The sequence below is a fragment of the Streptomyces misionensis genome (assembly GCF_007896895.1).
Classification (GTDB): Bacteria; Actinomycetota; Actinomycetes; order Streptomycetales; family Streptomycetaceae; genus Streptomyces; species Streptomyces misionensis_A.
Map to the genome: position 1 here is coordinate 15,379 of NZ_VOGW01000180.1, position 21,779 is coordinate 37,157.

Here is a 21,779-nt window from a genome sequence, read left to right on the forward strand (position 1 = left end):
GGCCCGGGGCCCACGCCCCGAACCCGAGGAGCAGCGCCCATGTGCCGGTCCGACGTCAGACAGGCCGTCCTGGCGAAGAACGACGACCTCGCCGCGAGCCTGCGCGAGGAGCTGACCGGGCAGGGGGTGGCCGTGGTCAACCTGCTGTCCAGCCCGGGCAGCGGCAAGACCGAACTCCTCGGACGGGTGCTCGCCCACGCGGTGGGGCGGGGCGTGCCGGTCGCCGCGCTCACCGCCGACCTGGCGACCGAGAACGACGCCACCCGCCTGGCCCGCTCGGGCGCCCCCGTCCAGCAGCTGCTCACCGACGGGCTGTGCCACCTGGAGGCCCGTCAGGTCCGGGCCCGGCTCTCGGGCTGGCTGCCGCCGGACACCGAGGTGCTCTTCGTGGAGAACGTCGGCAACCTGGTCTGCCCCGCCTCGTACGACCTCGGCGAGTCCCTGCGGATCGTGCTGATGGCGGTCACCGAGGGCGAGGACAAACCGCTGAAGTACCCGACCGCGTTCGGCTCCGCCCACCTCGTCGTCATCACCAAGACCGATCTCGCCGAGGCGGCCGGCTTCGACGAGGACGCGTTCCGGGCGAACGTGGCGCGGGTCAACCCGGGGGTGGAGATCGTACGGTCCTGCGCCCGCACCGGCGACGGGGTCGCCACCCTCCTCGACCGGGCCCTCGCCGTGCGCGACGGCGGCCCCGCGCACCGGCCGCCGCTCGCCCCGCACCCGCACGGCCACCACCACGCCGAGTCCGCGCCCGTCGTATGACCGCCCCCGCGACCGGCCCGGTCCGCCGCCGGCTGACCGTGCACGGCACCGTGCAGGGGGTGGGATTCAGGCCGTATGTGCACCGCCTCGCCGGGGAACTGGGACTGGCCGGGTTCGTCGGCAACACCGGTGACGGGGTGCTGATCGAGGTCGAGGGCCCGTGGCAGGAGGTGGACCGCTTCTGCGCGGCGCTGGCCCACCGGCCCCCGCCGCTGGCCACGGTGACCCGTGTCGCCCACGAGGAGCTGCCCGCCGCGGGCGAGAGCGGGCCGTTCGCGATCCGCTCCACCGACCGGGCCGCCGGCCGCGCCCAGCTCCCGCCCGACACCGCGACCTGCGCCGACTGCCTGCGCGAACTCGCCGACCCGGACGACCGCAGACACCGGCACCCGTTCGTCACCTGCACCCACTGCGGCCCCCGCTTCACCATCGCCACCGGCATGCCGTACGACCGCGTGGCGACCACCATGGCCGGCTTCCCGATGTGCCCCGACTGCGCCCGGGAGTACGGCGATCCCGCCGACCGGCGCTTCCACGCCCAGCCCGTCGCCTGCCCCCGCTGCGGCCCCCGCCTCACCCTCAGCGGCCCCGGTCTCCGCCCGGCGCGCGACGCGGACGCCCTCGCGGCGGCCCGGGAACTGCTCGCCGCCGGCCGGATCGTCGCCGTCAAGGGGCTCGGCGGCTACCACCTGGCCTGCGACGCCACCGACCCCGAGGCCGTCGCCACGCTGCGCGCGCGCAAGGAGCGCGGTGGCAAGGCGTTCGCGGTGATGTGCGCCGACCTCGCCACCGCGGAGCGCATCGCGGTCCTCTCCGCCGCCGAGCGCGCCGCCCTGACCGGCCCGCGCCGCCCCATCGTGCTGCTGCGCCGCCGCACCCCGGCCGACGGGCTGCGGCCCGCCGACGGGGTCTGCCCGGGCAGCCCGCACATCGGCGTGCTGCTGCCCTACACCCCGGTGCACACCCTGCTGTTCGGGCTGCCCGGCGACCCGCCGGGGCCCCGGGTGCTGGTGATGACCAGCGGCAACCGTTCCGGCGAACCCATCGTCACCGACGACGCCGAGGCCCGGAGCAGGCTGGCCGGGCTCGCCGACGCCTGGCTCGCCCACGACCGGCCCATCGCCTCGCCCTGCGACGACTCCCTGCTGCGGGTGCGCCCGGACGGCACCGAACAGGTGCTGCGCCGCTCGCGCGGCTACGTCCCCCGCGCGCTGCGGCTGCCGGTCGAGGTGCGGCCCGCGCTCGCGGTCGGCGGCGATCTGAAGAACGTGCCGTGCCTCGGCGCGGGGGACCTGGCCTGGTTCGGGCCGCACATCGGCGACATGGGCGACCTCTCCACCCTGGAGGCGGCCGGCCGCGCCGAGCGGCAGCTGGTCCGCCTGACCAACGTCACCCCGGAACTGGTCGCCGCGGACCGGCACCCCGGCTACCACTCCACCGGCTGGGCCCGCCGGCGCGCCGGCGCCCGGCTGCCGCTGCGCCAGGTCCAGCACCACCACGCCCACATCGCCTCCGCCATGGCCGAGCACGGTCTCGACGGCACCACCCCGGTCATCGGCGTGGCCTTCGACGGCACCGGGTACGGCGACGACGGCACGGTGTGGGGCGGCGAGATCCTGCTCGCCGACTACACCGGCCACCGGCGCTTCGCCCACCTCGCCCCGGCCCCGCTGCCCGGCGGCGACGCGGGGGTGGCCAACCCCTGCCGGCTGGCCCTGTCCCGGCTGTGGGCCGCGGGCCTGCCCTGGGCGGCGGACCTGCCCAGCGTCACCGCCTGCTCCGCGTCCGAACTCGATCTGCTGAAGCGGCAGTTGGAGCGGCAGGTGGCCTGCGTGCCCACGTCCAGCATGGGGCGGCTGTTCGACGCCGTGGCCTCCCTCGTCGGCCTGTGCCACCGCGCCGGGTACGAGGCGCAGGCCGCGCTGGAGCTGGAGGCGGCGGCTGCACGGGCGCGGGACGCGGACGCGGTGGCCTACCCCTTCGGGCTCACCGCGGGCCGGGCGCTCGTCTGTGATCCCGCGCCGATGCTGCGGGCGTTGCTCGCCGACCGCCGCCGCGGCACCCCGGCCCCGGTGCTCGCGGCCCGCTTCCACCGGGGCGTGGCCCGGGCGGTCACCGAGATCTGCCGGCGGGCCCGCGGCGCGACCGGTCTGGGCACGGTCGCCCTCACCGGCGGGGTGTTCGCCAACGCCCTGCTGGAGGAGAAGTGCTCCGCCCTGCTGCGGGCCGACGGCTTCACGGTCCTGCGGCACGGCGAAGTCCCGCCCAACGACGGCGGGTTGGCGCTCGGCCAGCTGATGGTCGCGGCCACCGCACCCCACCACGAGACGGAGTGAGCCATGTGTCTGGCAGTGCCCGGCAAGGTCGTGTCCATCGACCACCAGGCCGACCCCCTCACCGGCGTGATCGACTTCGGCGGCGTCCGCAAGGAGGCCTGCCTGGAGTACCTGCCCGATGTGCGGGTCGGCGAGTACGTGATCGTGCACGTCGGCTTCGCGCTCCAGCGCCTGGACGAGGAGTCGGCCCGCGCCTCCCTGGAGCTGTTCGACCAACTCGGGCTGCTGGAAGAGGAGTTCGGGGACGCGTGGGAACAGGCCGCGCGCCAGGGGAGCGAGAGCGAGGTCCGGTGAAGTACATCGAGGAGTTCAACGACCCGGAGCGGGCGCGCAGGCTGCTGGACGAGATCCACGCCACGGCTACCCGCCCCTGGGCCCTGATGGAGGTCTGCGGCGGCCAGACCCACTCCATCATCCGGCACGGTATCGACCAACTCCTGCCGGAACACGTCGAGTTGATCCACGGCCCCGGCTGCCCGGTGTGCGTCACCCCGCTGGAGGTCATCGACAAGGCCCTGGAGATCGCCGTCCGTCCCGAGGTGATCTTCTGCTCGTTCGGGGACATGCTGCGGGTGCCCGGCACCGACCGGGACCTGTTCCGCGTCAAGGGCGAGGGCGGCGACGTACGGGTGGTCTACTCGCCGCTCGACGCGCTCGAACTCGCCCGTAAGAACCCGGACCGCGAGGTCGTCTTCTTCGCCATCGGCTTCGAGACCACCGCCCCCGCCAACGCCATGGCCGTCCACCAGGCCCGCCGCCTCGGCCTCGCCAACTTCAGCCTGCTCGTCTCCCACGTCCGGGTCCCCCCGGCCATCGAGGCGATCATGAGCGCGCCGAACTGCCGGGTGCAGGGCTTCCTCGCCGCCGGGCACGTGTGCAGCGTGATGGGCACCGCCGAGTACCCGGAACTGGCCGAACGGCACCGCGTGCCGGTCGTCGTCACCGGCTTCGAGCCCCTCGACATCCTCGAAGGCATCCGGCGCGCCGTCCACCAGCTGGAGCGCGGCGAGCACCGGGTGGAGAACGCCTACCCCCGGGCCGTGCGCGACCAGGGCAACCCGGCGGCCCTGCGCATGCTGGAGGAGGTCTTCGAGGTCACCGACCGCAACTGGCGCGGCATCGGCCGCATCCCCGCCAGCGGCTGGCGGCTCGGCGACGCCTTCCGTGCCTACGACGCCGAGCACCGCTTCGACGTCGGCGGGATCCGGACCGAGGAGCCCGCGGTGTGCCGGGCCGGCGAGGTCCTGCAAGGCCTGATCAAGCCGACCGAGTGCGAGGCGTTCGGCACGGCCTGCACCCCGCGCACCCCGCTCGGCGCCACCATGGTCTCCACCGAGGGCGCCTGCGCCGCCTACCACCTCTACCGCCGCATGAACGCCCCGGCACCGCAGGGATCGCGCGTCCCGCAGGAGGAGATGAACCCCGTTGGCTGACCTCGCCGCCCCCGACACCGCCCCGGACACGGCCGCCGACGCCGCCGTCGACCCGGCGAACTGGACCTGCCCCGCCCCCCTGCGCGACCAGCCGGTCGTCGTGATGGGCCACGGCGGCGGCGGTGCCCTCTCCGCCGAGCTGATCGAACAGGTCTTCGCCCCGGCCTACGGCAACCCCACCCTCGCCGCCCTCACGGACTCCGCGGTGTGCGAGCTCGGCGGCGCCCGGCTGGCCTTCTCCACCGACTCCTACGTCGTACGACCGCTGTTCTTCCCCGGCGGCAGCCTCGGCGACCTCGCCGTCAACGGCACCGTCAACGACCTCGCCATGAGCGGCGCCCGGCCCGCCTTCCTGTCCACCGCCTTCGTGCTGGAGGAGGGCGTGGAACTGGCCGTGGTCGAGCGGATCGCCCGCGCGGTCGGCGCCGCCGCCGAGGCCGCGGGCGTCCTCGTGGCCACCGGGGACACCAAGGTGGTCGAGTCCGGCCACGGCGACGGCGTCTACGTCACCACCGCCGGCATCGGCCTGGTCCCCGACGGCGTCGACATCCGACCGCAGCGTGCCCGGCCCGGCGACGCGATCATCGTCAGCGGCCCGATCGGCCTGCACGGCGTGGCCGTGATGAGCGTGCGCGAGGGCCTGGAGTTCGGAGTCGGGATCACCTCCGACACCGCACCGCTGGCCGGGCTGGTCGCGGCCATGCTGGAGGTCACCAAGGACATCCACGTGCTGCGCGACCCCACGCGCGGCGGCCTCGGCGCCTCCCTGAACGAGATCGCCCGCGCCTCCGGCACCGGGGTCCGGCTGCGCGACCGGGCCGTGCCGGTGCCCGAGGAGGTCGCTAACGCCTGCGGCTTCCTCGGCCTGGACCCGCTGTACGTCGCCAACGAGGGCCGGCTCGTCGCCTTCGTGCCGCCGGAGCACGCCGAGGCGGTGCTCGCCGCGATGCGGGCCCACCCGCAGGGCACCGGCGCGGCGCTGATCGGGGAGTGCGTGGCGGACCACCCCGGCATGGTCGTCGTCGCCACCGGCCTCGGCGGTACCCGGGTCGTCGACCTGCCGCTGGGGGAGCAGCTGCCCCGCATCTGCTGACCCCACGACGCATGAGTACGGCCCCGCCGCGGCGGGGCCGTACTCATGTCCGGGCGCTCATGCCGCCACGCCCGTGATCTCCAGCTCGCGTCCGCTGCGCAGCTCCCGCGAGGGACGGTCGCAGTGCGGGCACCAGAAGAACGGCGGCATGCCGACCGCGAACTCCTCGGCACAGCCGCCGCACCAGGCCAGCGCGGGCACCGCCTCCACCACCAGCCGGGCCCCGGCGAGCGCCGTGCCGTCACGGGCCACCTCGAAGGCGAAGTGCAGCGCGTCCGGCACCACCCCGGCCAGCTCACCGACACGGACGGTCACCGCGGACACCCGGTCCGCACCGTCCTCGCGGGCGATCCGTTCGGCCTGCTCCACGATCGCCGTCGCGATCGACAGTTCGTGCACGGCGCGCCTTACGGGTAGCGGCGGTTCGCGCCCGGCCCGCCGGTCATCCGGAAGATCCGCAACTCCCGCATGATGCCCGGGAGTTCCTTGATCACGAGGGCCGTGATCACCCCGCCGGCCAGCGCGGCCTGGAGCAGCAGCAACTGCCGTCCGGACATCCCCGCTCGCCTGCGCCTTCGCCTGCTGCTTCTGCACTCACTCATGGCGGTCACTTTCCGTTCTCTCATCCCGGCGAGATGTTCGGCATGTCCTCCACCAGCGCGTCATGCCGCTTCCAGTGGATCCCGGTGGAGCGGCGCGCGTCGGAGCTGCCGTCCCGGTGGTGCCCGGTCTGCTCCTGGTACGGCCCCTTGTTGCCCTGGTGCAGCCCGGGTACATGACTCGGCGTGTCGGGCTTCGCCTGGGGGCGGCCCACTCGGATGGTGCCCATGTCCGATCTCCTTCCCGGTCCTACGACCGTTCGGTCAGGTCCCCGAAGAACCGTTCTACGGCCGACCAGACCCGTCCGCCACCGGAGAGGCCCCGCCACTCGCGGCGGACCACGGCGGTCATCCGGTAGCAGTCGTCGACCGGCACGATCCAGTGCTCGTCCAGGCCGCGCACGGTGTTCACCAGCAGGGCCTCCACGTCGGGCGTCATGGCGGCCAGCTGCGGCACCGTGGCGGCCAGCTCCCGCCAGGCCGCCGCGTCCACCTCCCAGCGCATCGCCCCGGCCGGGCTCGGCCCCTGCGCGGTGACCGAGCCGTCGGAGCGCGGCACGAAGAACACCAGGCCCACCGGGACGCCCAGCACCGCCGTGTCGACCCGGGGCAGCCGCAGCCGGCGCCGGGGCACCAGCCGGTAGCGGCCCTCGCCCGCCGCGCCGTCCGCGAACAGCACCGAGCAGGGGCCGCACACGCACCGCACCTCGGCGGCCCCGGTGTCGTACAGATGCGGGTGCTCCGCGGCCACCCGGGCCGCGCACAGCTCGCACCGCTCGGTCTCCGCCGTGGCCGCGCGCTCCGCGGCGGAACGGACGACCCGGGCGAGCGCGCCGTCCGCGCTCACCGGGCCTCCTGCGGCACGGCCCGCCTGACGGTGCTCAGGGGCACGAACGCGGGAGCCCGCCCGCGCTCCTCGCCGCCCGGCACGATCTCCACGTCGGTCAGCTCGGGCGCGACGGCCAGCACGGCCGCCCGGACCGCCGCCACGATGTCCGCGGAACCGCCCCCGCAGCCGCCGCCGCAGCCACCCCCGGAGCCGCCGGAATCGAGCCGCACCCGCGCCACGTCGCCCTCGACGCCGGCCCATGCCAGGTCGCCGCCGCGCTCGCGCACCGCGGGCCGCAGCCGCTCCACGGCACGGGCGGCCCGGTCCTCCGGGGGCTCCGGGTGGATGCCGTGCAGCACCATGAGGTGCGCGACCAGTTCGTCACCGGCCAGCCGCCGCCACAGCCGCTCGTCCGCGCCGTCCACCACCCGGGCCAGGGCCTCGCCGTAGACCTCGGTCAGCAGCCGCACCGCCTCCAGGGCCGGGCCGGGCGCGGACTCCAGCGCGGCCAGCGCCTCGTCCAGCCGCGCGAGCCGTGCCTCCACCGCCTGGTCCGCCAGCCGCTCGGCGGCCTCAGGCATGGCTCGCCCCGTACGTCGGCGAGTGCACGGTGGTCAGGGTCTTGCCCTTGCCCATGTACATGTGCACCCCGCACGGCAGACAGGGGTCGAAGCTGCGCACCGTGCGCATGATGTCGACGCCCTTGAAGTCGTCCGGCCCGTTCTCCTCGAAGACCGGCTGGCCCTGCACCGCGTCCTCGTAGGGGCCCGGCGTGCCGTAGATGTCGCGGGGACTGGCGTTCCACGGAGTCGGCGGGTACGGGTGGTAGTTGGCGATCTTCTTGTCCCGGATCACCAGGTGATGCGAGAGGACCCCGCGCACCGCCTCGTGGAAGCCGCAGCCGATCGACTCGTCCGGCACCTCGAAGTTCTCGTACACCTTGGTGTCGCCGCTGCGCATCATCCCCATGGCCTCCTCCAGGAACTGGAGCGCCATGGCGGCGGCGTAGGCGATGAAGTACGGCCGGGCACGGTCGCGTTCGAGGGTGTTGCTCCACTTCGGGATGCGCCACTCCAGGGTGGTCTCCGGCAGTTGCTCGCCCTTGGGCAGGGTGATGCGGATGCCACCGCCGGTCGCCTTGACGTACGGCGTGTCCACCAGGCCGCTCAGCGCGGTCGACCACAGCCGGGCCAGCGGGCCGCCGCCGGTGTCCAGGGCGAGGTGCTCGCCGGTCTCCGGGTGGTACCAGCGCGGGCTCATCACCCAGCTGTAGTTGCCCTCGAAGTCCCGCTTCTGCGGGACCGGCACCGTGGTCTGGTTCCACGGGTGACGCATGTCGATCGGGTTGCCCAGCGGGTCGTGGGTGACGAACGGCTCCTCGTTCACCCAGTCCTCGTAGAAGGAGCTGCCCAGCATGATGCGCAGCCCGAGGTTGATGTCGATCAGGTTGTTGGTGACCAGCCTGCCGTCCACGACGACGCCGGGGGTGACGTACATCGCTTTGCCCCACTCGTTCATGGTGGCGTAGCGGTAGTCGACCACGTCCGGGTTCTGGAACGCGCCCCAGCAGCCCAGCAGGATGCGACGCCTGCCGACCTCCTCGTAGCCCGGCAGGGCCTCGTAGAAGAAGTCGAAGACGTCGTCGTTCATCGCCACCGCCTTCTTCACGAAGTCGATGACGCGCATCAGCCGGCTGAGGTAGTCGGTGAAGGTGTTGGGCTGCGGCATCGTGCCGACGCCGCCCGGGTACAGCGTGGAGGGGTGCACATGGCGCCCCTCCATCAGGCAGAACATCTCCCGGGTGATCCGGCTGACCTTCAGCGCCTCCTTGTAGACCTCGCCCTCGAAGGGGTTGAAGGCCTTCATGATCTCGGCGATGGTGCGGTAGCCGTGCACGTCGCCGCGGGGTGCGTCGGTGCGCTCGGCGCGGGCCAGCACACCGGGGTTGGTGGCCTTGACCATCGCCTCGCAGAAGTCCACGAAGACCAGGTTGTCCTGGAAGATGGTGTGGTCGAAGATGTACTCCGCCGCCTCGCCCAGGTTGGTGATGTGCTCGGCCAGCTTCGGCGGCTTGACCCCGTAGGCCATCTGCTGGGCGTAGTTGGAGCAGGTGGTGTGGTTGTCGCCGCAGATGCCGCAGATCCGTGAGGTGATGAACCCGGCGTCGCGCGGGTCCTTGCCCTTCATGAACACCGAGTAGCCGCGGAACAGCGACGAGGTGCTGTGGCACTCCACGACCTCACGGTTGGCGAAGTCGATCTTCGTGTAGATGCCCAGGTTGCCGATGATCCGGGTGATCGGATCCCAGGACATGTCCACGAGCTGGGCGGGTTTGCGTCCTGCGGCCCGCGATTCGGTGGTGGTCATCTGCGGTTCTGTCCCTCGCTGTTCGGGTCGGGCGGATCGGTGGCAGGGCGGTGGCGGGGCGGGAGGCGCCGGCCTCAGGCACGCCAGTGCGGGTCGTAACCGCTGGTCAGCTTGCGCTTGTTGTGCCGCCAGCGGGGCTCGTGGTTCACCATGTCGTTGGTCAGCCCGCGCAGCCGGCGGATGACCGCCCCGTACGGCTTGATCACCATCGACGACAGCGTGCCGCCGGGGGGTTCGTCCATGAACGGCATGAAGGCGTCGGGGAAGCTGGGCATCGTGCAGCCGATGCAGATGCCGCCGACGTTCGGGCAGCCGCCGATGCCGGACATCCAGCCGCGCTTGGGCACGTTGCAGTTGACGACCGGTCCCCAGCAGCCCACCTTCACCTGGCACTTGGGAGAGTTGTAGTCCTTGGCGAAGTCGGCCTGCTCGTAGTACGCGGCCCGGTCGCAGCCCTCGTGCACGGTCTTGCCGAACAGCCACTGCGGGCGCAGCATGTGGTCCAGCGGCGGCGGGGGAGCTGAGCCGGCCGCGTGCTGGAGCACCCACACCAGGGTCTCCATGAAGTTCTCCGGCTGGATGGGGCAGCCGGGCACGTTGACCACCGGCAGCCCCGAGCGGGCCTTGAACTCCCAGCCCAGGTAGTCCGTGAGGCCCATGCAGCCGGTCGGGTTGCCGGCCATGGCGTGGATGCCGCCGAACGTGGCGCAGGTGCCCGCGGCCACCACCGCCCAGGCCTTGGGCGCGAGCTGGTCGATCCACCAGTTCAGGGTCTGCGGCTCGCCGGTCTCCGGGTCGTTGCCGAACGACGTCCAGTAGCCGTCGCCCTCGATGATGTTCTGGTTGGGGATCGAGCCCTCGATCACCAGGATGAACGGCTCCAGTTCACCGCGGGCCGCCTTGCGGTAGGGGGCCAGGAAGTCCTCCCCGCCGAGGCTGGGGGAGAGCACCTTGTTGACGAGGTTCACCTTCGGCAGGCCCGGGATGAGACCGAGGACCACGTCCTCGATGGACGGCTGCCCGGCGGCGGTCAGCGACACGGTGTCGCCGTCGCAGCTCATGCCCTCCGAGATCCACAGGATGGTGATCTCGTCGAAGCCCTCGCGGGCGCCGGCGCGGGCCTCGGTGGTACCGCTCTGTGTGGTCATCTCTGCGGCCTCCGTCGCAGTCGGTCGTCGGCCCGGCCGGTGCCGGCCGGGGTGCCCGTGGTTGCGAGGGGTTCGACCTCGTCGGGCCGGAAGTAGTGGAAACGGCCGTACCAGTCGTGCAGTTCGGCCGCGGGGTCGTCGTCCACGGTCACGGCGAGCCGCACGCTGCCGTCCACGTCGTGGAACACCCCGGCGACCGTGGCGGTTCGCCCGGCCAGGAACATGTCCTGGGCATCGGCACCGCGCGGACCCGGCCGGCGATCACCGCGAGCTGCCCGCCCGGCACCCAGGTGAACCTGTGGGCGCCGCACTTCTCCGGCACCGCCCGGCTCGCCTCCGGCACGGACACCGCCGTGTTCCGCTCGATGACCGGGCGCAGCCTGGCCGCGATGGAGCCGCTGGGCCAGGCCCCGGCCTCCGGACGGGTGCGGATCGAGCTGGTCCCCGACCGGCCCGGCCGCGTCCCGCCGGGCGCCGTCGGCTGCCTGGACACCGCACGGCTGGACGCCGCCGCGGCCCGCCTCACGGCCACCGGCGCCACGGCGGTCACCGTCTCGGACGGCACCCTGCACGCCCAACTGCCGCCCGGAAGCAAGGGGCTCGCCGTCGTCGCCGCGCCCCGCATCGCCGGCTGGCGGTGCGCCGCGGGCGACGGACCGGCCCGCCCCGCCCGCCAGTACCACGGTCTGATCGCCGTCCCCTTGGACGCCGGCCAGACCAGCCTGACCTGCACCTTCCACCCGCCCGGCCTGCGCCTGGGCACGACCGTCGGGCTGGCCTCGCTCACGGTCCTGCTGCTGCTCACCGCGGGCGCCGCCGTCCGCCGCCGGCGCACCCCTGCGCCCGCCCCGACCACACCACCGGCACCGCGCGAGCGCGCGACGGCCGCGCCCTGACCGCGACCCTGGGGGAACCACCATGCTGATATCGATCGTCGCGCCCTGCTACAACGAGGAAGACGTCCTGGACCGCTTCCACGAAGCGGTCCAGAAGGTCGCCGACGAACTCCTGCCGCTCGGCCACGACATGGAGTTCGTCTACGTGGACGACGGCAGCCGCGACCGCACCCTCGCCCTCCTCGAACGGCTCGCCGCCCGCGACGCGCGCGTGCGCTACGTCTCCTTCAGCCGCAACTTCGGCAAGGAGGCGGCCCTGCTCGCCGGGCTGCGGCACGCCTCCGGGGACTCGGTCGTCGTCATGGACGCCGACCTCCAGCACCCGCCGGAGCTGATCGCCCGCATGGTGCGGCTGCGCGAACAGGGCCACGACCAGGTCATCGCCCGCCGCACCCGCACCGGCGACCGCTTCACCCGCACCCTGACCGCCCGCCTGTACTACCGCCTCGTCAACCGTCTGATCGACGTCGAACTCCGTGACGGCGTGGGGGACTTCAGGATGCTGTCCCGCCGGGTCGTGGACGCCGTGCTGGCCCTGACCGAGTACAACCGCTTCTCCAAGGGCCTGTTCGCCTGGGTGGGCTTCCCCAGCACCACCTTCGAGTACGAGAACGCCGCGCGCGAGGCCGGACGCAGCTCCTGGAACCTGCGCGGACTGCTCGACTACGGCCTGGACGGCGTGCTGTCCTTCAACAACCGGCCGCTGCGCGCCGCCCTCTGGCTCGGCATGGGCCTGCTGCTGTGCGCCGGCCTCTACACGGCGTGGATCGTGGGCGCCGCGCTGGTGCACGGGGTGCAGACGCCCGGCTATGTGACCATCATCACCGCCGTGACCGCCCTCGCCGGGGTGCAGATGGTCATGCTGGGAGTGATCGGGGAGTACACCGGACGCATCTACTACGAGGTGAAGGGCCGCCCGCACTTCCTGGTGAAGGCGACCAACGTGGAACGGACGAAAGACCTCATCCCTTGATAGCTCGGCAGATCGTCACCTTCGCCGTGGTGGGCGTGCTCAACACGGCCGTCTACTACGGCCTTTACCTGCTCTTCCTCACCTGGCTGCCCTATCTCGCCGCGCACGTCCTGGCATTCGCGCTGAGCATGGTCGGCTCCTTTTTCCTCAATGCGCGCTTCACCTACCGCATTCGCCCGACCTGGCGGAAATTCCTGCTGTTCCCGCTGACGAACGCCGCCAATTTCGTCATCACCACGGCGGGCGTGTACGTGATCGTGGACGTCCTGCACGCGGGCAGCCGGTTCGCCCCGCTGCTGGCCTCGGCGGCGGCGATCCCGGTCACCTTCGTGGTGTCGCGGTGGATCATGCTGCCGGGCGCGAAGTTCCGTACGGCCGACGGCTGACCGGGTCAGCGGGGCGGCTCGATGCCCCAGGCGGCGGCCCGGCTGCTCGGGGAGGCCGGCGGCCCCACCGCATGACCATTGCATAAACGTGCATTGCTGCGTATAGTCATGCCATCCAGAGGAGGACGGACATGGCGGTACGTGCGGCGGTTGCCGGGGCGAGCGGGTACGCGGGTGGCGAGGTTCTGCGGCTGCTGCTCGCGCACCCCGAGGTCGAGATCGGGGCCCTGACCGGGAACTCCAACGCCGGGCAGCGGCTCGGGGGGCTCCAGCCCCACCTGTGGCCCCTGGCCGACCGGGTGCTGGGCGAGACCACGGCCGACGCGCTCGCCGGGCACGACGTGGTGTTCCTCGCGCTGCCGCACGGGCAGTCCGCCGCCGTCGCCGAGCAGCTCGGCCCGGATGTGCTCGTGATCGACATGGGGGCCGACTTCCGGCTCGCGGACGCGGCGGACTGGGAGAGGTTCTACGGCTCCCCGCACGCCGGCACCTGGCCGTACGGCCTCCCGGAGCTGCCCGGCGCCCGCGCCGCGCTCACCGGGGCCAAGCGCATCGCCGTACCCGGCTGCTACCCCACCGCGGCGACCCTCGCCCTCTTCCCCGCCTACGCGGCCCGGCTCGCCGAGCCGGAGGCCGTGATCGTCGCCGCCTCCGGCACCTCCGGCGCGGGCAAGGCGCCCAAGCCGCACCTGCTGGGCAGCGAGGTCATGGGCTCCATGTCGCCGTACGGCGTCGGCGGCGGCCACCGGCACACCCCCGAGATGATCCAGAACCTCGGCGCGGTCGCGGGGGAGCGGATCACCGTCTCCTTCACCCCGACCCTCGCCCCGATGCCCCGCGGCATCCTCGCCACGTGCAGCGCCAAGGCCGCGCCCGGGGTGAGCGCGGAGTCGCTGCGCGCCGCCTACGAGAAGGCCTACGCCGACGAGCCCTTCGTGCACCTGCTGCCCCCGGGCCAGTGGCCCGCGACGGGTGCCGTGCACGGTTCCAACGCCGTTCAGGTGCAGGTCGCCCACGACGAGGCCGCGGGCCGCATCATCGCGATCAGCGCCATCGACAACCTGACCAAGGGCACCGCGGGCGGTGCCGTCCAGAGCATGAACCTCGCCCTGGGTCTCGACGAGACCACCGGGCTTTCCACGATCGGAGTCGCACCGTGAGCGTCACGGCAGCCAAGGGATTCCGGGCGGCGGGCATCGCCGCCGGGATCAAGCAGAACGGCGCCCCCGACCTGGCCCTCGTGGTCAACGACGGGCCCCGCCGTGCCGCCGCGGCCGTCTTCACCGCCAACCGCGTCAAGGCCGCGCCGGTGCTGTGGTCCGAGCAGGTCATGAAGAGCGGCCAGGTCTCCGCGGTGGTCCTCAACTCCGGTGGCGCCAACGCCTGTACGGGCCCCAAGGGCTTCCAGGACACCCACGCCACCGCCGAGAAGGCGGGCGAGGTGCTGGGCCGCGGCGCCATCGAGGTCGCCGTCTGCTCCACCGGCCTGATCGGCACCCTGCTGCCCATGGACAAGGTGCTCCCCGGCATCGAGACGGCCGCCGCCCAGCTGTCCGAGCACGGCGGCGAGAAGGCCGCCATCGCCATCAAGACCACCGACACCGTGCACAAGACGTCGGTCGTCTCCGGGGGAGGCTGGACGGTCGGCGCGATGGCCAAGGGCGCGGGCATGCTCGCCCCGGGCCTCGCCACCATGCTGGTCGTGATCACCACCGACGCCGACGTGGACGACGCCACCCTGGACAAGGCCCTGCGCGCCGCCACCAGGGTCACCTTCGACCGCGTCGACTCCGACGGCTGCATGTCCACCAACGACACCGTGCTGCTGCTGTCCTCCGGCGCCTCGGGCATCACCCCCGAGTACGACGCCTTCGCCGACGCCGTGCGGCAGGTCTGCGCCGACCTCGGCCGCCAGCTCATCGGCGACGCCGAGGGCGCCAGCAAGGACATCAAGGTCGAGGTGGTCAACGCGGCGAGCGAGGAGGACGCCGTCGAGGTGGGCCGCTCCATCGCCCGCAACAACCTCCTCAAGTGCGCCATCCACGGTGAGGACCCCAACTGGGGCCGCGTCCTGTCCGCGATCGGCACCACCGGCGCCGTCTTCGAGCCGGACCGGCTGGGCGTCGCCATCAACGGCGTCTGGGTGTGCAAGAACGGCTCGGTCGGCGAGGACCGCGACCTGGTCGACATGCGCTACCGCGAGGTGCACATCGTCGCCGACCTCGCCGCCGGCGCCGAGACCGCGACGATCTGGACCAACGACCTGACCGCCGACTACGTCCACGAGAACAGCGCCTACTCCTCATGACCACGACGCGCAAACACACGGCACTGCCCAAGGCGAAGATCCTCGTCGAGGCGCTGCCCTGGCTGACCCGGCACCACGGCAAGGTCGTCGTCATCAAGTTCGGCGGCAACGCCATGGTGGACGAGGAGCTGAAGGCCGCCTTCGCCCAGGACGTCGTCTTCCTGCGGCACGCCGGCCTCAAGCCGGTCGTGGTGCACGGCGGCGGCCCCCAGATCAACGCCGCCCTCGACCGGCACGGCATCGTCAGCGAGTTCAAGGCCGGCCTGCGGGTCACCACCGAGGACGCCATGGACGTCGTACGGATGGTGCTCGCCGGGCAGGTGCAGCGCGAGCTGGTCGGCCTGCTCAATGAGCACGGCCCGCTCGCCGTCGGCCTCACCGGCGAGGACGCCCACACCATCACCGCGGTCAAGCACCGGCCCGAGATCGACGGCGAGCTGGTCGACATCGGCCGGGTCGGCGAGATCACCGCGATCGACACCGGCGCCATCGAGGCCCTGCTCGCCGACGGCCGCATCCCGGTCGTCTCCTCCATCGCCCGCAGTCAGGACGACGGTCATGTCTACAACGTCAATGCTGATACGGCGGCTGCGGCACTCGCTGCGGCACTGGACGCCGAAACCCTCATGGTCCTCACCGACGTCGAGGGCCTCTACGAGGACTGGCCGCACTCCGACGAGGTGATCAGCCGCCTCACCGCACGCCAACTGGAGAAGCTGCTCCCGGAGTTGAGCTCCGGCATGGTGCCCAAGATGCAGGGCTGCCTGTACGCCGTGCGCAACGGCGTGCACACCGCCCGCGTCATCGACGGCCGGGTCCAGCACTCCATCCTGCTGGAGATCTTCACCGACGAGGGCATCGGCACCATGGTCGTGCCCGACGAGCCCGAAAAGGACACGCCGTGACGGGCAACCAGGACCTGACCCAGCGCTGGCAGAGCGCGCTCATGAACAACTACGGCACCCCGCGCCTGCCCCTCGTGCGCGGCGCGGGCGCCACCGTGTGGGACGCCGAGGGCCGCGCGTACACCGACTTCGTCGGCGGTATCGCCACCAACGCCCTCGGCCACGCCCACCCGGCGGTCGTCGAGGCCGTCACCCGGCAGATCGGCTCCCTCGGCCACGTCTCCAACCTCTTCATGGCCGAGCCGACCGTCGTCCTCGCCGAACGGCTGCTCCAGCTCTTCGGCCGCGACGGCCGGGTCTTCTTCTGCAACTCGGGCGCCGAGGCCAACGAGGCCGCCTTCAAGATCGGCCGGCTCACCGGGCGGACGCACGTCGTCGCCACCGAGGGCGGCTTCCACGGCCGTACGATGGGCGCCCTCGCGCTCACCGGGCAGCCCGCCAAGCAGGACCCGTTCCGCCCGCTGCCCGGTGACGTCACCCACGTCCCCTACGGCGACGCCCAGGCGCTGGCCGCCGCCGTCACCGAGGAGACGGCGCTGGTGATCATCGAGCCGATCCAGGGCGAGAACGGCGTCGTCGTCCCCCCGCCCGGCTACCTCAAGGCCGCCCGCGCCATCACCGCCGCCACCGGCGCCCTGCTGGTCCTGGACGAGGTGCAGACCGGCGTCGGCCGCACCGGCACCTGGTTCGCCTACCAGGCCCACGAGGGCGTGCTGCCCGACGTGGTCACCCTCGCCAAGCAGCTCGGCGGCGGCCTCCCGCTCGGCGCCACCGTCGCCTTCGGCCGCGCCGCCGAACTGCTCGGCCCCGGCCAGCACGGCACCACCTTCGGCGGCAACCCGGTCGCCTGCGCCGCCGGGCTCGCCGTCCTCGACACCATCGAGGGCGACGAACTGCTGCAGAACGTCAAGCGGCAGGGCGAGCGGCTGCGCACCGGGATCGAGGCCCTGGGCCACCCGCTGGTCGACCATGTCCGGGGTGCGGGCCTGCTCCTGGGTATCGTGCTCACCGGGCCGCGCGCGCCGCAGGTGCAGCAGGCGGCCCAGGAGGCCGGGTTCCTGGTGAACGCGCCCGCCCCCGACGTCGTACGGCTCATGCCCCCGCTGAACCTGCGCGACGACGAGGCGGACGCCCTGCTCCAGGCGCTGCCCGGCATCCTCGACGCAGGCGGGGACGGACGATCCGGAGAATGAGACGACGATGAGCCAGGCGCAGGACAGCGAGCAGACAGGTGCCGGGCCCGCCGTGCCGCAGACGCGCACCGCACGCCACCGCCGGATCGTGGACATCCTCAACCGCGAGCCGGTGCGGTCGCAGAGCCAGCTGGCCAAGCTGCTCGCCGACGACGGGCTCAGCGTCACCCAGGCGACGCTCTCCCGGGACCTCGACGAACTGAACGCGGTCAAGATCCGCAACAACGAAGGGGACCTCATCTACGCGGTGCCCAGCGAGGGCGGCTTCCGCACCCCGCGCGCCCCGCTCGGCGAGTCCGCCAAGGAGGAGCGGATGCGGCGCCTGTCCCAGGAGCTGCTGATCTCCGCCGAGGCCTCGGCCAACCTGGTCGTGCTGCGCACCCCGCCCGGGGCCGCCCAGTTCCTCGCCTCCGCCATCGACCAGGCCGAGCTGCACGACATCCTCGGCACCATCGCCGGCGACGACACCCTGCTGCTGATCAGCCGGGACCCCACCGGTGGCCAGGCCCTGGCGGACCACCTGCTCAAGCTGGCCCAGAACGGGCACTGACCGGCATGCGGGGCGCGGCCCCCCGGCGGAGAATGGGCGTGTGATCCTCCGCGACGGCCGGACCGGGGGGCGGGCAATCCCCGGGCGGCCGCCGGCCGTATACAAGGGTGTGTCGGGTTTGCGGTTCCCCCTGGGGCGCCTCCCGGACGAGGCTCTGCTGTCCGGGCTGGCCACCGGAGACCAGGAGCTGGCGATCGTCTTCGTGCGGCGCTTCCAGCACCGGGTCTTCGGTGTCGCCATGGCGGTCACCGGGGACCAGCAGCTCGCCGAGGACGTCGCCCAGCAGACGTTCGAACGCGCGTGGCGGCACGCGCAGATCTACGACTCGCGCCGTGGTTCGGTCACCACCTGGCTGACCACCATCGCGCACAACCTCGCCATCGACGCCGTACGCGCCCGGCGCACGGAGCCGGTGGCACCCGAGGACCTCGACGCCCTCCTCGGCACGGTCACCGAGACGCCCGAGCGGTGGGTGCTGGCCGACGAGGCCTCCGCCCGGCTGCGGGCCGCCGTGGGCCGGCTGCCGCGGGAACAGGCGCGGGCCCTGATGATGGCGGGTGTCTACGGGATGACGGCCCAGCAGGTCGCCGACGCGGAACAGATCCCGCTCGGCACCGCCAAGACCCGGATCAGGGCGGCGATGGGCAAACTGCGCACCACACTGGCGGCTCCGGAGCGAGGCGACCATGTCCAGTGACGCGAACTGCGAGAAGCTGCGCGAGCTCGGGGCCGAGCTGGCGCTGGGCGTGCTGCCCGGCCGGGAGCGCGCCGAGGCCCTCGACCATCTGGACGGGTGCGCGGACTGCCGGGAGTTCGTCCGCCAGCTGACCCTGGTCGGCGACCGGCTGATCGGCCTGCTGCCCTGCCAGGAGCCGCCGCTCGGCTTCGAGAGCCGGGTGGCGCGCAGCCTGGCACGGCAGGCGACGGCGCAGCGGCACGCGTCCGGACACGGCGCGGGCGTCGCCTTCGCGGCGCTGCGCGAGCGGGCGCGCCGGACCCGGGTGCGGCTCGGGGCGGCCGCGGCCGCCCTCGCGGTGGTCGCCGGTTTCGCCGGCTGGGGCATCGGCACCGCGGTCGAGCAGGTCACCGCCACGCCCCCGCACACCATGCAGTCCGAGCCCATGCTGGTCGGCGACATGACCTCCGCGTCGGCCCGCGGCCGGCCCGTCGGCGAGGTGTACGCCCGTCCCGGCGCCCCCGGCTGGATCTTCATGACCGTCGGACTCGCCGGGCACGGCAGCAGGTACACCGGCCGGGTCTCCTGTGTGCTGGAGCGCTCGGATGGCACCACCGTGCACGTCGGCGACTTCACCGTGCGGGGCGGTCACGGCTCCTGGGGGGCCACCGCGCCCGTCGACCCGGACTCCGTCTCCGGTGCCCGGCTGACCGCGGCCGACGGTACCGTCCTCGCCCACGCCAAGCTGCAGACCGCGCACGTGCTGTCCCGGGAGACATGAGCCGTCAGGACGCCACCCTGCCGGTGTTCAGCCGGTGCAGCCGGGCGTACACGCCGTCGTGCTCCAGCAGCTCGCCGTGGGCGCCGTCCTCGATGACCCGGCCCCTATCGAGCACCACGATCCGGGTGGCGTCCCGGACGGTGAGCAGATTGTGCGAGATGACGACGGTGGTCCGCCCGGCCATCAGCCGGCGCAGCGGCTCCATGATCCGCCGGCCCGACCCCGCGTCCAGCCCGGTGGTCGGCTCGTCCAGCAGCAGCACGGGCGCGTCCCTGACCATCGCGCGGGCGATGGCCAGCCGCTGGCACTGACCGCCGGACAGGGTGCGCCCGCGCTGGCCGACGAGCGTGTCGTACCCGTCCGGGAGCCGCTCGACGAACTCGTGGGCGTCCGCCGCCCGCGCCGCCGCCACGATCTCCGCCTCGGACGCGCCGGGGCGGCCGTAGGCGATGTTCTCCCGCACGGTGCCGTGGAAGACCAGGGTCTCCTGGAGCACCACCGCGACGCTCTCCCGTACGTCGGCCAGGCGCAGCTCGCGCAGATCGGTGCCGTCGAGCCGGACCGCGCCCCGGTCGGGGTCGTAGAAGCGCAACTGGAGCCTGGCGGCGGTGGACTTGCCGGCACCGCTCGCCCCGACCAGCGCCAGCGTCTCGCCGGGCGCCACCCGGAAGGAGACGTCCGCGAGGGCCCAGGGCGCGGTGCCGGGGTAACGGAACCAGACGCGGTCGAACTCCACCGAGCCGTGCGCCCGGCCGGTCGGGCGGGCGTCCGGACGCTCGGTGACCTGGGGGCGCTGGTCCAGCAGCTCGATGATCCGCTCGGCCGACGCGGCGGCCGTGTAGAAGGTGGTGGCGAGCCCGGACAGCCCGCGCACCGGGCCGTACATCTTGCCGATCAGGGCGAGGAAGACCAGCAGCCCGCCGAGGGTGAGCCGCCCCTGGGACAGCTGCCAGGCGCCGAGGCCGAGGACCGCGAGCACTCCGGCCACCTCGATGACCTCCACGATCGGGCCGTAGACCGCCCGCACGCGGGTCGCGGCCAGCACCGCCCGCAGCCGGCCCGAGCCCTCCCGCTCGAAGCGGTGCGCTTCCCAGCCCTGCCGGTTGTACGCCTGCACCAGCGCGACATTGCCGAGCACCTCCTCGGCGATCGCGCTGAGCGAGCCGCCGCGCCGCCGGGTCTCCCGGGACGCCTCCTTGCTCAGCCGCGCGAAGTGCCGGGCGGCGGACCAGAACAGCGGCACGATGACCAGCGCGAGCAGGGTCAGGTCCCAGCTCAGGTAGAACAGCAGGCCGAGGAAGACGGCCAGTTGGAGCACGTAGTACAGGGCGTCCGCCACGCCCGACAGCAGGAACGTCTCGACCGCGTCCACGTCGTCGGTGACGCGGGACAGCACGTCGCCGAGCCGGCGGCGTTCGAAGAAGCCGAGGGACAGCCCTTGGACATGGCGGAAGACCGCGCAGCGCAGGGAGAGCAGGAAGCGTTCGCCGACCCAGGCGGAGGTCATCCGGTCGGCGAACCCGAGGACGCCCGCGCACACGATCAGCCCCAGGTAGGCCGGGGCGATCCACAGGAAGGGCCCCAGGTCCCGCGGGACCAGCACCTCGTCCACGACGGTCTTGAACAGCCACAGCTCCCCGGCGTCGACGGCCGGACCGGCCAGGCTGAACAGCAGGAGGGGCACGAGCCAGCGGCGGCCGCCCCGGGTGTAGGGCCAGAACCGCCGGAACACCTCGCGCGGGGGGACCGCGGGCGCGGCCGCCACGACCGTGTCGGAGGTCTCGCCCACCGACAGCAGACGCCGCAGGACATGCGCCATGGGATGCGTTTCCTCGGGGTGCGGACGGGCGGACCGGGACCTCCGTCCCCCGGCCCGCCCGGCCTGTGTGGAGGTGGTCGGTCAGTAGCGTCCGAAGCGCTCGTCGTGCCGGTCGCCGTGGTCGTGACGGTCGAATTCGTCGCCCCGGTCGCGGCCGCGCCCGCGGTCTCCGCCGTGGTCGCCGCGGTCGCCGTGGTCGCCGTGGTCGCCGTGGTCTCCGCCGTGCCCGCCGCCGTGGCCGCCGTGGTCACGCAGCGGCAGCAGGCTGCTGAAGATTGCCATAGGTTCCTCCCGGAGAATTCGCTTCACAGGGGATACGGCGCGGGACGGAACAGGGATGGCTTCCGCGGGAAAAATTTTCCTTTCAACCCCGGATATTCCTTTTCAACCCAGATACCGGTCCATGCCCCCGGTGCGGAACACCTCCTCCCGCGCCGTGAGCAGCAGCGCCTCCACCCCGGGCAGCGACTCCAGCCAGGCGAGAGCCGCCCGCGAGCCCCGCGCGAACGCGGCCGTGGCCCAGCAGTCCGCCCAGGTCAGCCGGGGAGCCACCACGGTCGCCGACACCAGGTCGGTGTCCGCGGGCCGGCCCGTGCGCGGGTCCATGACGTGCGCGCCCCGCTCGGCCGTCCCCGACGTGGCGACGGACAGCTCGGCCGCCCCCGCCGACGAGACCACCGCTGCGAGCCCGCCGGCCCGCAGCGGGTCCGCCACGCCCACCC

At 73.1% G+C, this 21,779-nt stretch carries 25 protein-coding genes and 1 pseudogene; 15 read left to right on the forward strand and 11 right to left on the reverse strand.

The features are described from left to right. Positions 1-39: 39 nt before the first annotated feature. Genes hypB through hypE form a run of 5 tightly spaced genes read left to right on the forward strand, consistent with a single transcriptional unit; the run spans position 40 to position 5,627 of the window. Complete coding sequence (gene hypB, locus FRZ03_RS30105; protein WP_146468255.1) at positions 40-765, forward strand: hydrogenase nickel incorporation protein HypB; 726 nt, start codon at positions 40-42, stop codon at positions 763-765. Next, the gene (hypF, locus tag FRZ03_RS30110; RefSeq protein WP_146468256.1) at positions 762-3,101 is read left to right on the forward strand and encodes a carbamoyltransferase HypF; all 2,340 of its coding nucleotides are present in this window, start codon (positions 762-764) and stop codon (positions 3,099-3,101) included. Before hypB ends, hypF begins: the two co-directional genes overlap by 4 nt. Before the next feature lie 3 nt (positions 3,102-3,104). Beyond that, positions 3,105-3,395, forward strand: coding sequence for a HypC/HybG/HupF family hydrogenase formation chaperone (locus FRZ03_RS30115; RefSeq protein ID WP_146468257.1), 291 nt, complete (start codon positions 3,105-3,107; stop codon positions 3,393-3,395). Further along, positions 3,392-4,534: a hydrogenase formation protein HypD gene (gene hypD / locus FRZ03_RS30120; RefSeq protein WP_146468258.1), complete on the forward strand. Its 1,143-nt coding sequence runs from the start codon at positions 3,392-3,394 to the stop codon at positions 4,532-4,534. The genes FRZ03_RS30115 and hypD overlap by 4 nt, the downstream gene beginning before the upstream one ends. Beyond that, positions 4,527-5,627 carry a hydrogenase expression/formation protein HypE gene (gene hypE, locus FRZ03_RS30125; RefSeq protein WP_146468259.1) on the forward strand — a complete coding sequence of 367 codons (1,101 nt, stop codon included), beginning with the start codon at positions 4,527-4,529 and terminating at the stop codon, positions 5,625-5,627. The genes hypD and hypE overlap by 8 nt, the downstream gene beginning before the upstream one ends. A gap of 57 nt (positions 5,628-5,684) precedes the next feature. Here hypE and hypA read toward each other — a convergent pair whose 3' ends face one another. The 8 genes and pseudogenes from hypA to FRZ03_RS39855 all read right to left on the reverse strand — a co-directional run. Beyond that, entirely contained in the window at positions 5,685-6,026 is a 342-nt protein-coding gene (gene hypA, locus FRZ03_RS30130; RefSeq protein WP_146468260.1) for a hydrogenase maturation nickel metallochaperone HypA, read from the reverse strand. Positions 6,027-6,034: 8 nt separating this feature from the next. Then, on the reverse strand, positions 6,035-6,229 hold the full coding sequence (locus tag FRZ03_RS30135; RefSeq protein WP_146468261.1) for a hypothetical protein: 195 nt from the start codon (positions 6,227-6,229) through the stop codon (positions 6,035-6,037). Between the two features lie 20 nt (positions 6,230-6,249). Continuing rightward, positions 6,250-6,456: a hypothetical protein gene (locus FRZ03_RS30140; protein WP_070024836.1), complete on the reverse strand. Its 207-nt coding sequence runs from the start codon at positions 6,454-6,456 to the stop codon at positions 6,250-6,252. Positions 6,457-6,476: 20 nt separating this feature from the next. Further along, entirely contained in the window at positions 6,477-7,073 is a 597-nt protein-coding gene (locus FRZ03_RS30145) for a DUF5947 family protein (RefSeq protein WP_146468262.1), read from the reverse strand. After that, entirely contained in the window at positions 7,070-7,636 is a 567-nt protein-coding gene (locus tag FRZ03_RS30150) for a NifU family protein (protein WP_146468263.1), read from the reverse strand. The genes FRZ03_RS30145 and FRZ03_RS30150 overlap by 4 nt, the downstream gene beginning before the upstream one ends. Continuing rightward, on the reverse strand, positions 7,629-9,422 hold the full coding sequence (locus tag FRZ03_RS30155; protein WP_146468264.1) for a nickel-dependent hydrogenase large subunit: 1,794 nt from the start codon (positions 9,420-9,422) through the stop codon (positions 7,629-7,631). Before FRZ03_RS30155 ends, FRZ03_RS30150 begins: the two co-directional genes overlap by 8 nt. Before the next feature lie 74 nt (positions 9,423-9,496). Continuing rightward, positions 9,497-10,570, reverse strand: a complete 1,074-nt coding sequence (locus FRZ03_RS30160) for an NADH-quinone oxidoreductase subunit B family protein (RefSeq protein WP_146468265.1) — start codon at positions 10,568-10,570, stop codon at positions 9,497-9,499. After that, positions 10,567-10,830 (reverse strand): annotated as a pseudogene (locus tag FRZ03_RS39855) (hypothetical protein); the annotation flags it as partial. The gene FRZ03_RS30160 and the pseudogene FRZ03_RS39855, both read right to left, overlap by 4 nt. Positions 10,831-10,959: 129 nt before the next feature. Here FRZ03_RS39855 and FRZ03_RS30165 point away from each other — a divergent pair. From FRZ03_RS30165 to FRZ03_RS30210, 10 genes are all read left to right on the forward strand, one after another. Next, positions 10,960-11,466 carry a YfhO family protein gene (locus FRZ03_RS30165; RefSeq protein WP_398661401.1) on the forward strand — a complete coding sequence of 169 codons (507 nt, stop codon included), beginning with the start codon at positions 10,960-10,962 and terminating at the stop codon, positions 11,464-11,466. 22 nt (positions 11,467-11,488) lie between these two features. Then, a complete protein-coding gene (locus FRZ03_RS30170) occupies positions 11,489-12,439 on the forward strand; it encodes a glycosyltransferase family 2 protein (RefSeq protein ID WP_146468267.1) in 951 nt (316 codons plus the stop codon). Further along, complete coding sequence (locus FRZ03_RS30175; protein ID WP_146468268.1) at positions 12,436-12,825, forward strand: GtrA family protein; 390 nt, start codon at positions 12,436-12,438, stop codon at positions 12,823-12,825. The genes FRZ03_RS30170 and FRZ03_RS30175 overlap by 4 nt, the downstream gene beginning before the upstream one ends. A 131-nt stretch (positions 12,826-12,956) precedes the next feature. Beyond that, on the forward strand, positions 12,957-13,985 hold the full coding sequence (gene argC / locus FRZ03_RS30180) for an N-acetyl-gamma-glutamyl-phosphate reductase (protein ID WP_146468269.1): 1,029 nt from the start codon (positions 12,957-12,959) through the stop codon (positions 13,983-13,985). Beyond that, positions 13,982-15,133: a bifunctional glutamate N-acetyltransferase/amino-acid acetyltransferase ArgJ gene (gene argJ / locus FRZ03_RS30185; RefSeq protein ID WP_146468270.1), complete on the forward strand. Its 1,152-nt coding sequence runs from the start codon at positions 13,982-13,984 to the stop codon at positions 15,131-15,133. Before argC ends, argJ begins: the two co-directional genes overlap by 4 nt. Continuing rightward, entirely contained in the window at positions 15,130-16,038 is a 909-nt protein-coding gene (argB, locus tag FRZ03_RS30190) for an acetylglutamate kinase (protein ID WP_146468271.1), read from the forward strand. The genes argJ and argB overlap by 4 nt, the downstream gene beginning before the upstream one ends. Then, a complete protein-coding gene (locus tag FRZ03_RS30195) occupies positions 16,035-17,231 on the forward strand; it encodes an acetylornithine transaminase (RefSeq protein WP_146468272.1) in 1,197 nt (398 codons plus the stop codon). Before argB ends, FRZ03_RS30195 begins: the two co-directional genes overlap by 4 nt. Before the next feature lie 7 nt (positions 17,232-17,238). Next, on the forward strand, positions 17,239-17,781 hold the full coding sequence (locus tag FRZ03_RS30200; RefSeq protein ID WP_146468273.1) for an arginine repressor: 543 nt from the start codon (positions 17,239-17,241) through the stop codon (positions 17,779-17,781). A 109-nt stretch (positions 17,782-17,890) separates the two neighbouring features. Continuing rightward, positions 17,891-18,478 (forward strand): RNA polymerase sigma factor, encoded by a 588-nt coding sequence (locus FRZ03_RS30205; protein WP_146468274.1) that lies wholly within the window; start codon positions 17,891-17,893, stop codon positions 18,476-18,478. Next, the gene (locus FRZ03_RS30210; RefSeq protein ID WP_146468275.1) at positions 18,468-19,238 is read left to right on the forward strand and encodes a zf-HC2 domain-containing protein; all 771 of its coding nucleotides are present in this window, start codon (positions 18,468-18,470) and stop codon (positions 19,236-19,238) included. The genes FRZ03_RS30205 and FRZ03_RS30210 overlap by 11 nt, the downstream gene beginning before the upstream one ends. 4 nt (positions 19,239-19,242) lie before the next feature. Here FRZ03_RS30210 and FRZ03_RS30215 read toward each other — a convergent pair whose 3' ends face one another. The 3 genes from FRZ03_RS30215 to FRZ03_RS30225 form a co-directional block, all read right to left on the reverse strand. Beyond that, positions 19,243-21,057 carry an ABC transporter ATP-binding protein gene (locus FRZ03_RS30215; protein WP_146468276.1) on the reverse strand — a complete coding sequence of 605 codons (1,815 nt, stop codon included), beginning with the start codon at positions 21,055-21,057 and terminating at the stop codon, positions 19,243-19,245. Positions 21,058-21,138: 81 nt separating this feature from the next. Continuing rightward, on the reverse strand, positions 21,139-21,339 hold the full coding sequence (locus FRZ03_RS30220) for a hypothetical protein (RefSeq protein WP_186785699.1): 201 nt from the start codon (positions 21,337-21,339) through the stop codon (positions 21,139-21,141). A gap of 102 nt (positions 21,340-21,441) precedes the next feature. Further along, positions 21,442-21,779: FAD:protein FMN transferase (locus tag FRZ03_RS30225; protein WP_186785700.1), on the reverse strand; the 338-nt coding region annotated here is incomplete at its 5' end.

Excerpts from the sequence above, each read along its gene's own strand:
- hypB (WP_146468255.1), top strand. The coding sequence starts at position 40 with ATGTGCCGGTCCGACGTCAGACAGGCCGTCCTGGCGAAGAACGACGAC.
- hypF (WP_146468256.1), top strand. The coding sequence starts at position 762 with ATGACCGCCCCCGCGACCGGCCCGGTCCGCCGCCGGCTGACCGTGCAC.
- FRZ03_RS30115 (WP_146468257.1), top strand. The coding sequence starts at position 3,105 with ATGTGTCTGGCAGTGCCCGGCAAGGTCGTGTCCATCGACCACCAGGCC.
- FRZ03_RS30135 (WP_146468261.1), bottom strand. The coding sequence starts at position 6,229 with ATGAGTGAGTGCAGAAGCAGCAGGCGAAGGCGCAGGCGAGCGGGGATG.
- FRZ03_RS30140 (WP_070024836.1), bottom strand. The coding sequence starts at position 6,456 with ATGGGCACCATCCGAGTGGGCCGCCCCCAGGCGAAGCCCGACACGCCG.
- FRZ03_RS30150 (WP_146468263.1), bottom strand. The coding sequence starts at position 7,636 with ATGCCTGAGGCCGCCGAGCGGCTGGCGGACCAGGCGGTGGAGGCACGG.
- FRZ03_RS30155 (WP_146468264.1), bottom strand. The coding sequence starts at position 9,422 with ATGACCACCACCGAATCGCGGGCCGCAGGACGCAAACCCGCCCAGCTC.
- FRZ03_RS30160 (WP_146468265.1), bottom strand. The coding sequence starts at position 10,570 with ATGACCACACAGAGCGGTACCACCGAGGCCCGCGCCGGCGCCCGCGAG.
- FRZ03_RS30165 (WP_398661401.1), top strand. The coding sequence starts at position 10,960 with ATGGAGCCGCTGGGCCAGGCCCCGGCCTCCGGACGGGTGCGGATCGAG.
- FRZ03_RS30170 (WP_146468267.1), top strand. The coding sequence starts at position 11,489 with ATGCTGATATCGATCGTCGCGCCCTGCTACAACGAGGAAGACGTCCTG.
- argC (WP_146468269.1), top strand. The coding sequence starts at position 12,957 with ATGGCGGTACGTGCGGCGGTTGCCGGGGCGAGCGGGTACGCGGGTGGC.
- argB (WP_146468271.1), top strand. The coding sequence starts at position 15,130 with ATGACCACGACGCGCAAACACACGGCACTGCCCAAGGCGAAGATCCTC.
- FRZ03_RS30200 (WP_146468273.1), top strand. The coding sequence starts at position 17,239 with ATGAGCCAGGCGCAGGACAGCGAGCAGACAGGTGCCGGGCCCGCCGTG.
- FRZ03_RS30210 (WP_146468275.1), top strand. The coding sequence starts at position 18,468 with ATGTCCAGTGACGCGAACTGCGAGAAGCTGCGCGAGCTCGGGGCCGAG.
- FRZ03_RS30215 (WP_146468276.1), bottom strand. The coding sequence starts at position 21,057 with ATGGCGCATGTCCTGCGGCGTCTGCTGTCGGTGGGCGAGACCTCCGAC.
- FRZ03_RS30220 (WP_186785699.1), bottom strand. The coding sequence starts at position 21,339 with ATGGCAATCTTCAGCAGCCTGCTGCCGCTGCGTGACCACGGCGGCCAC.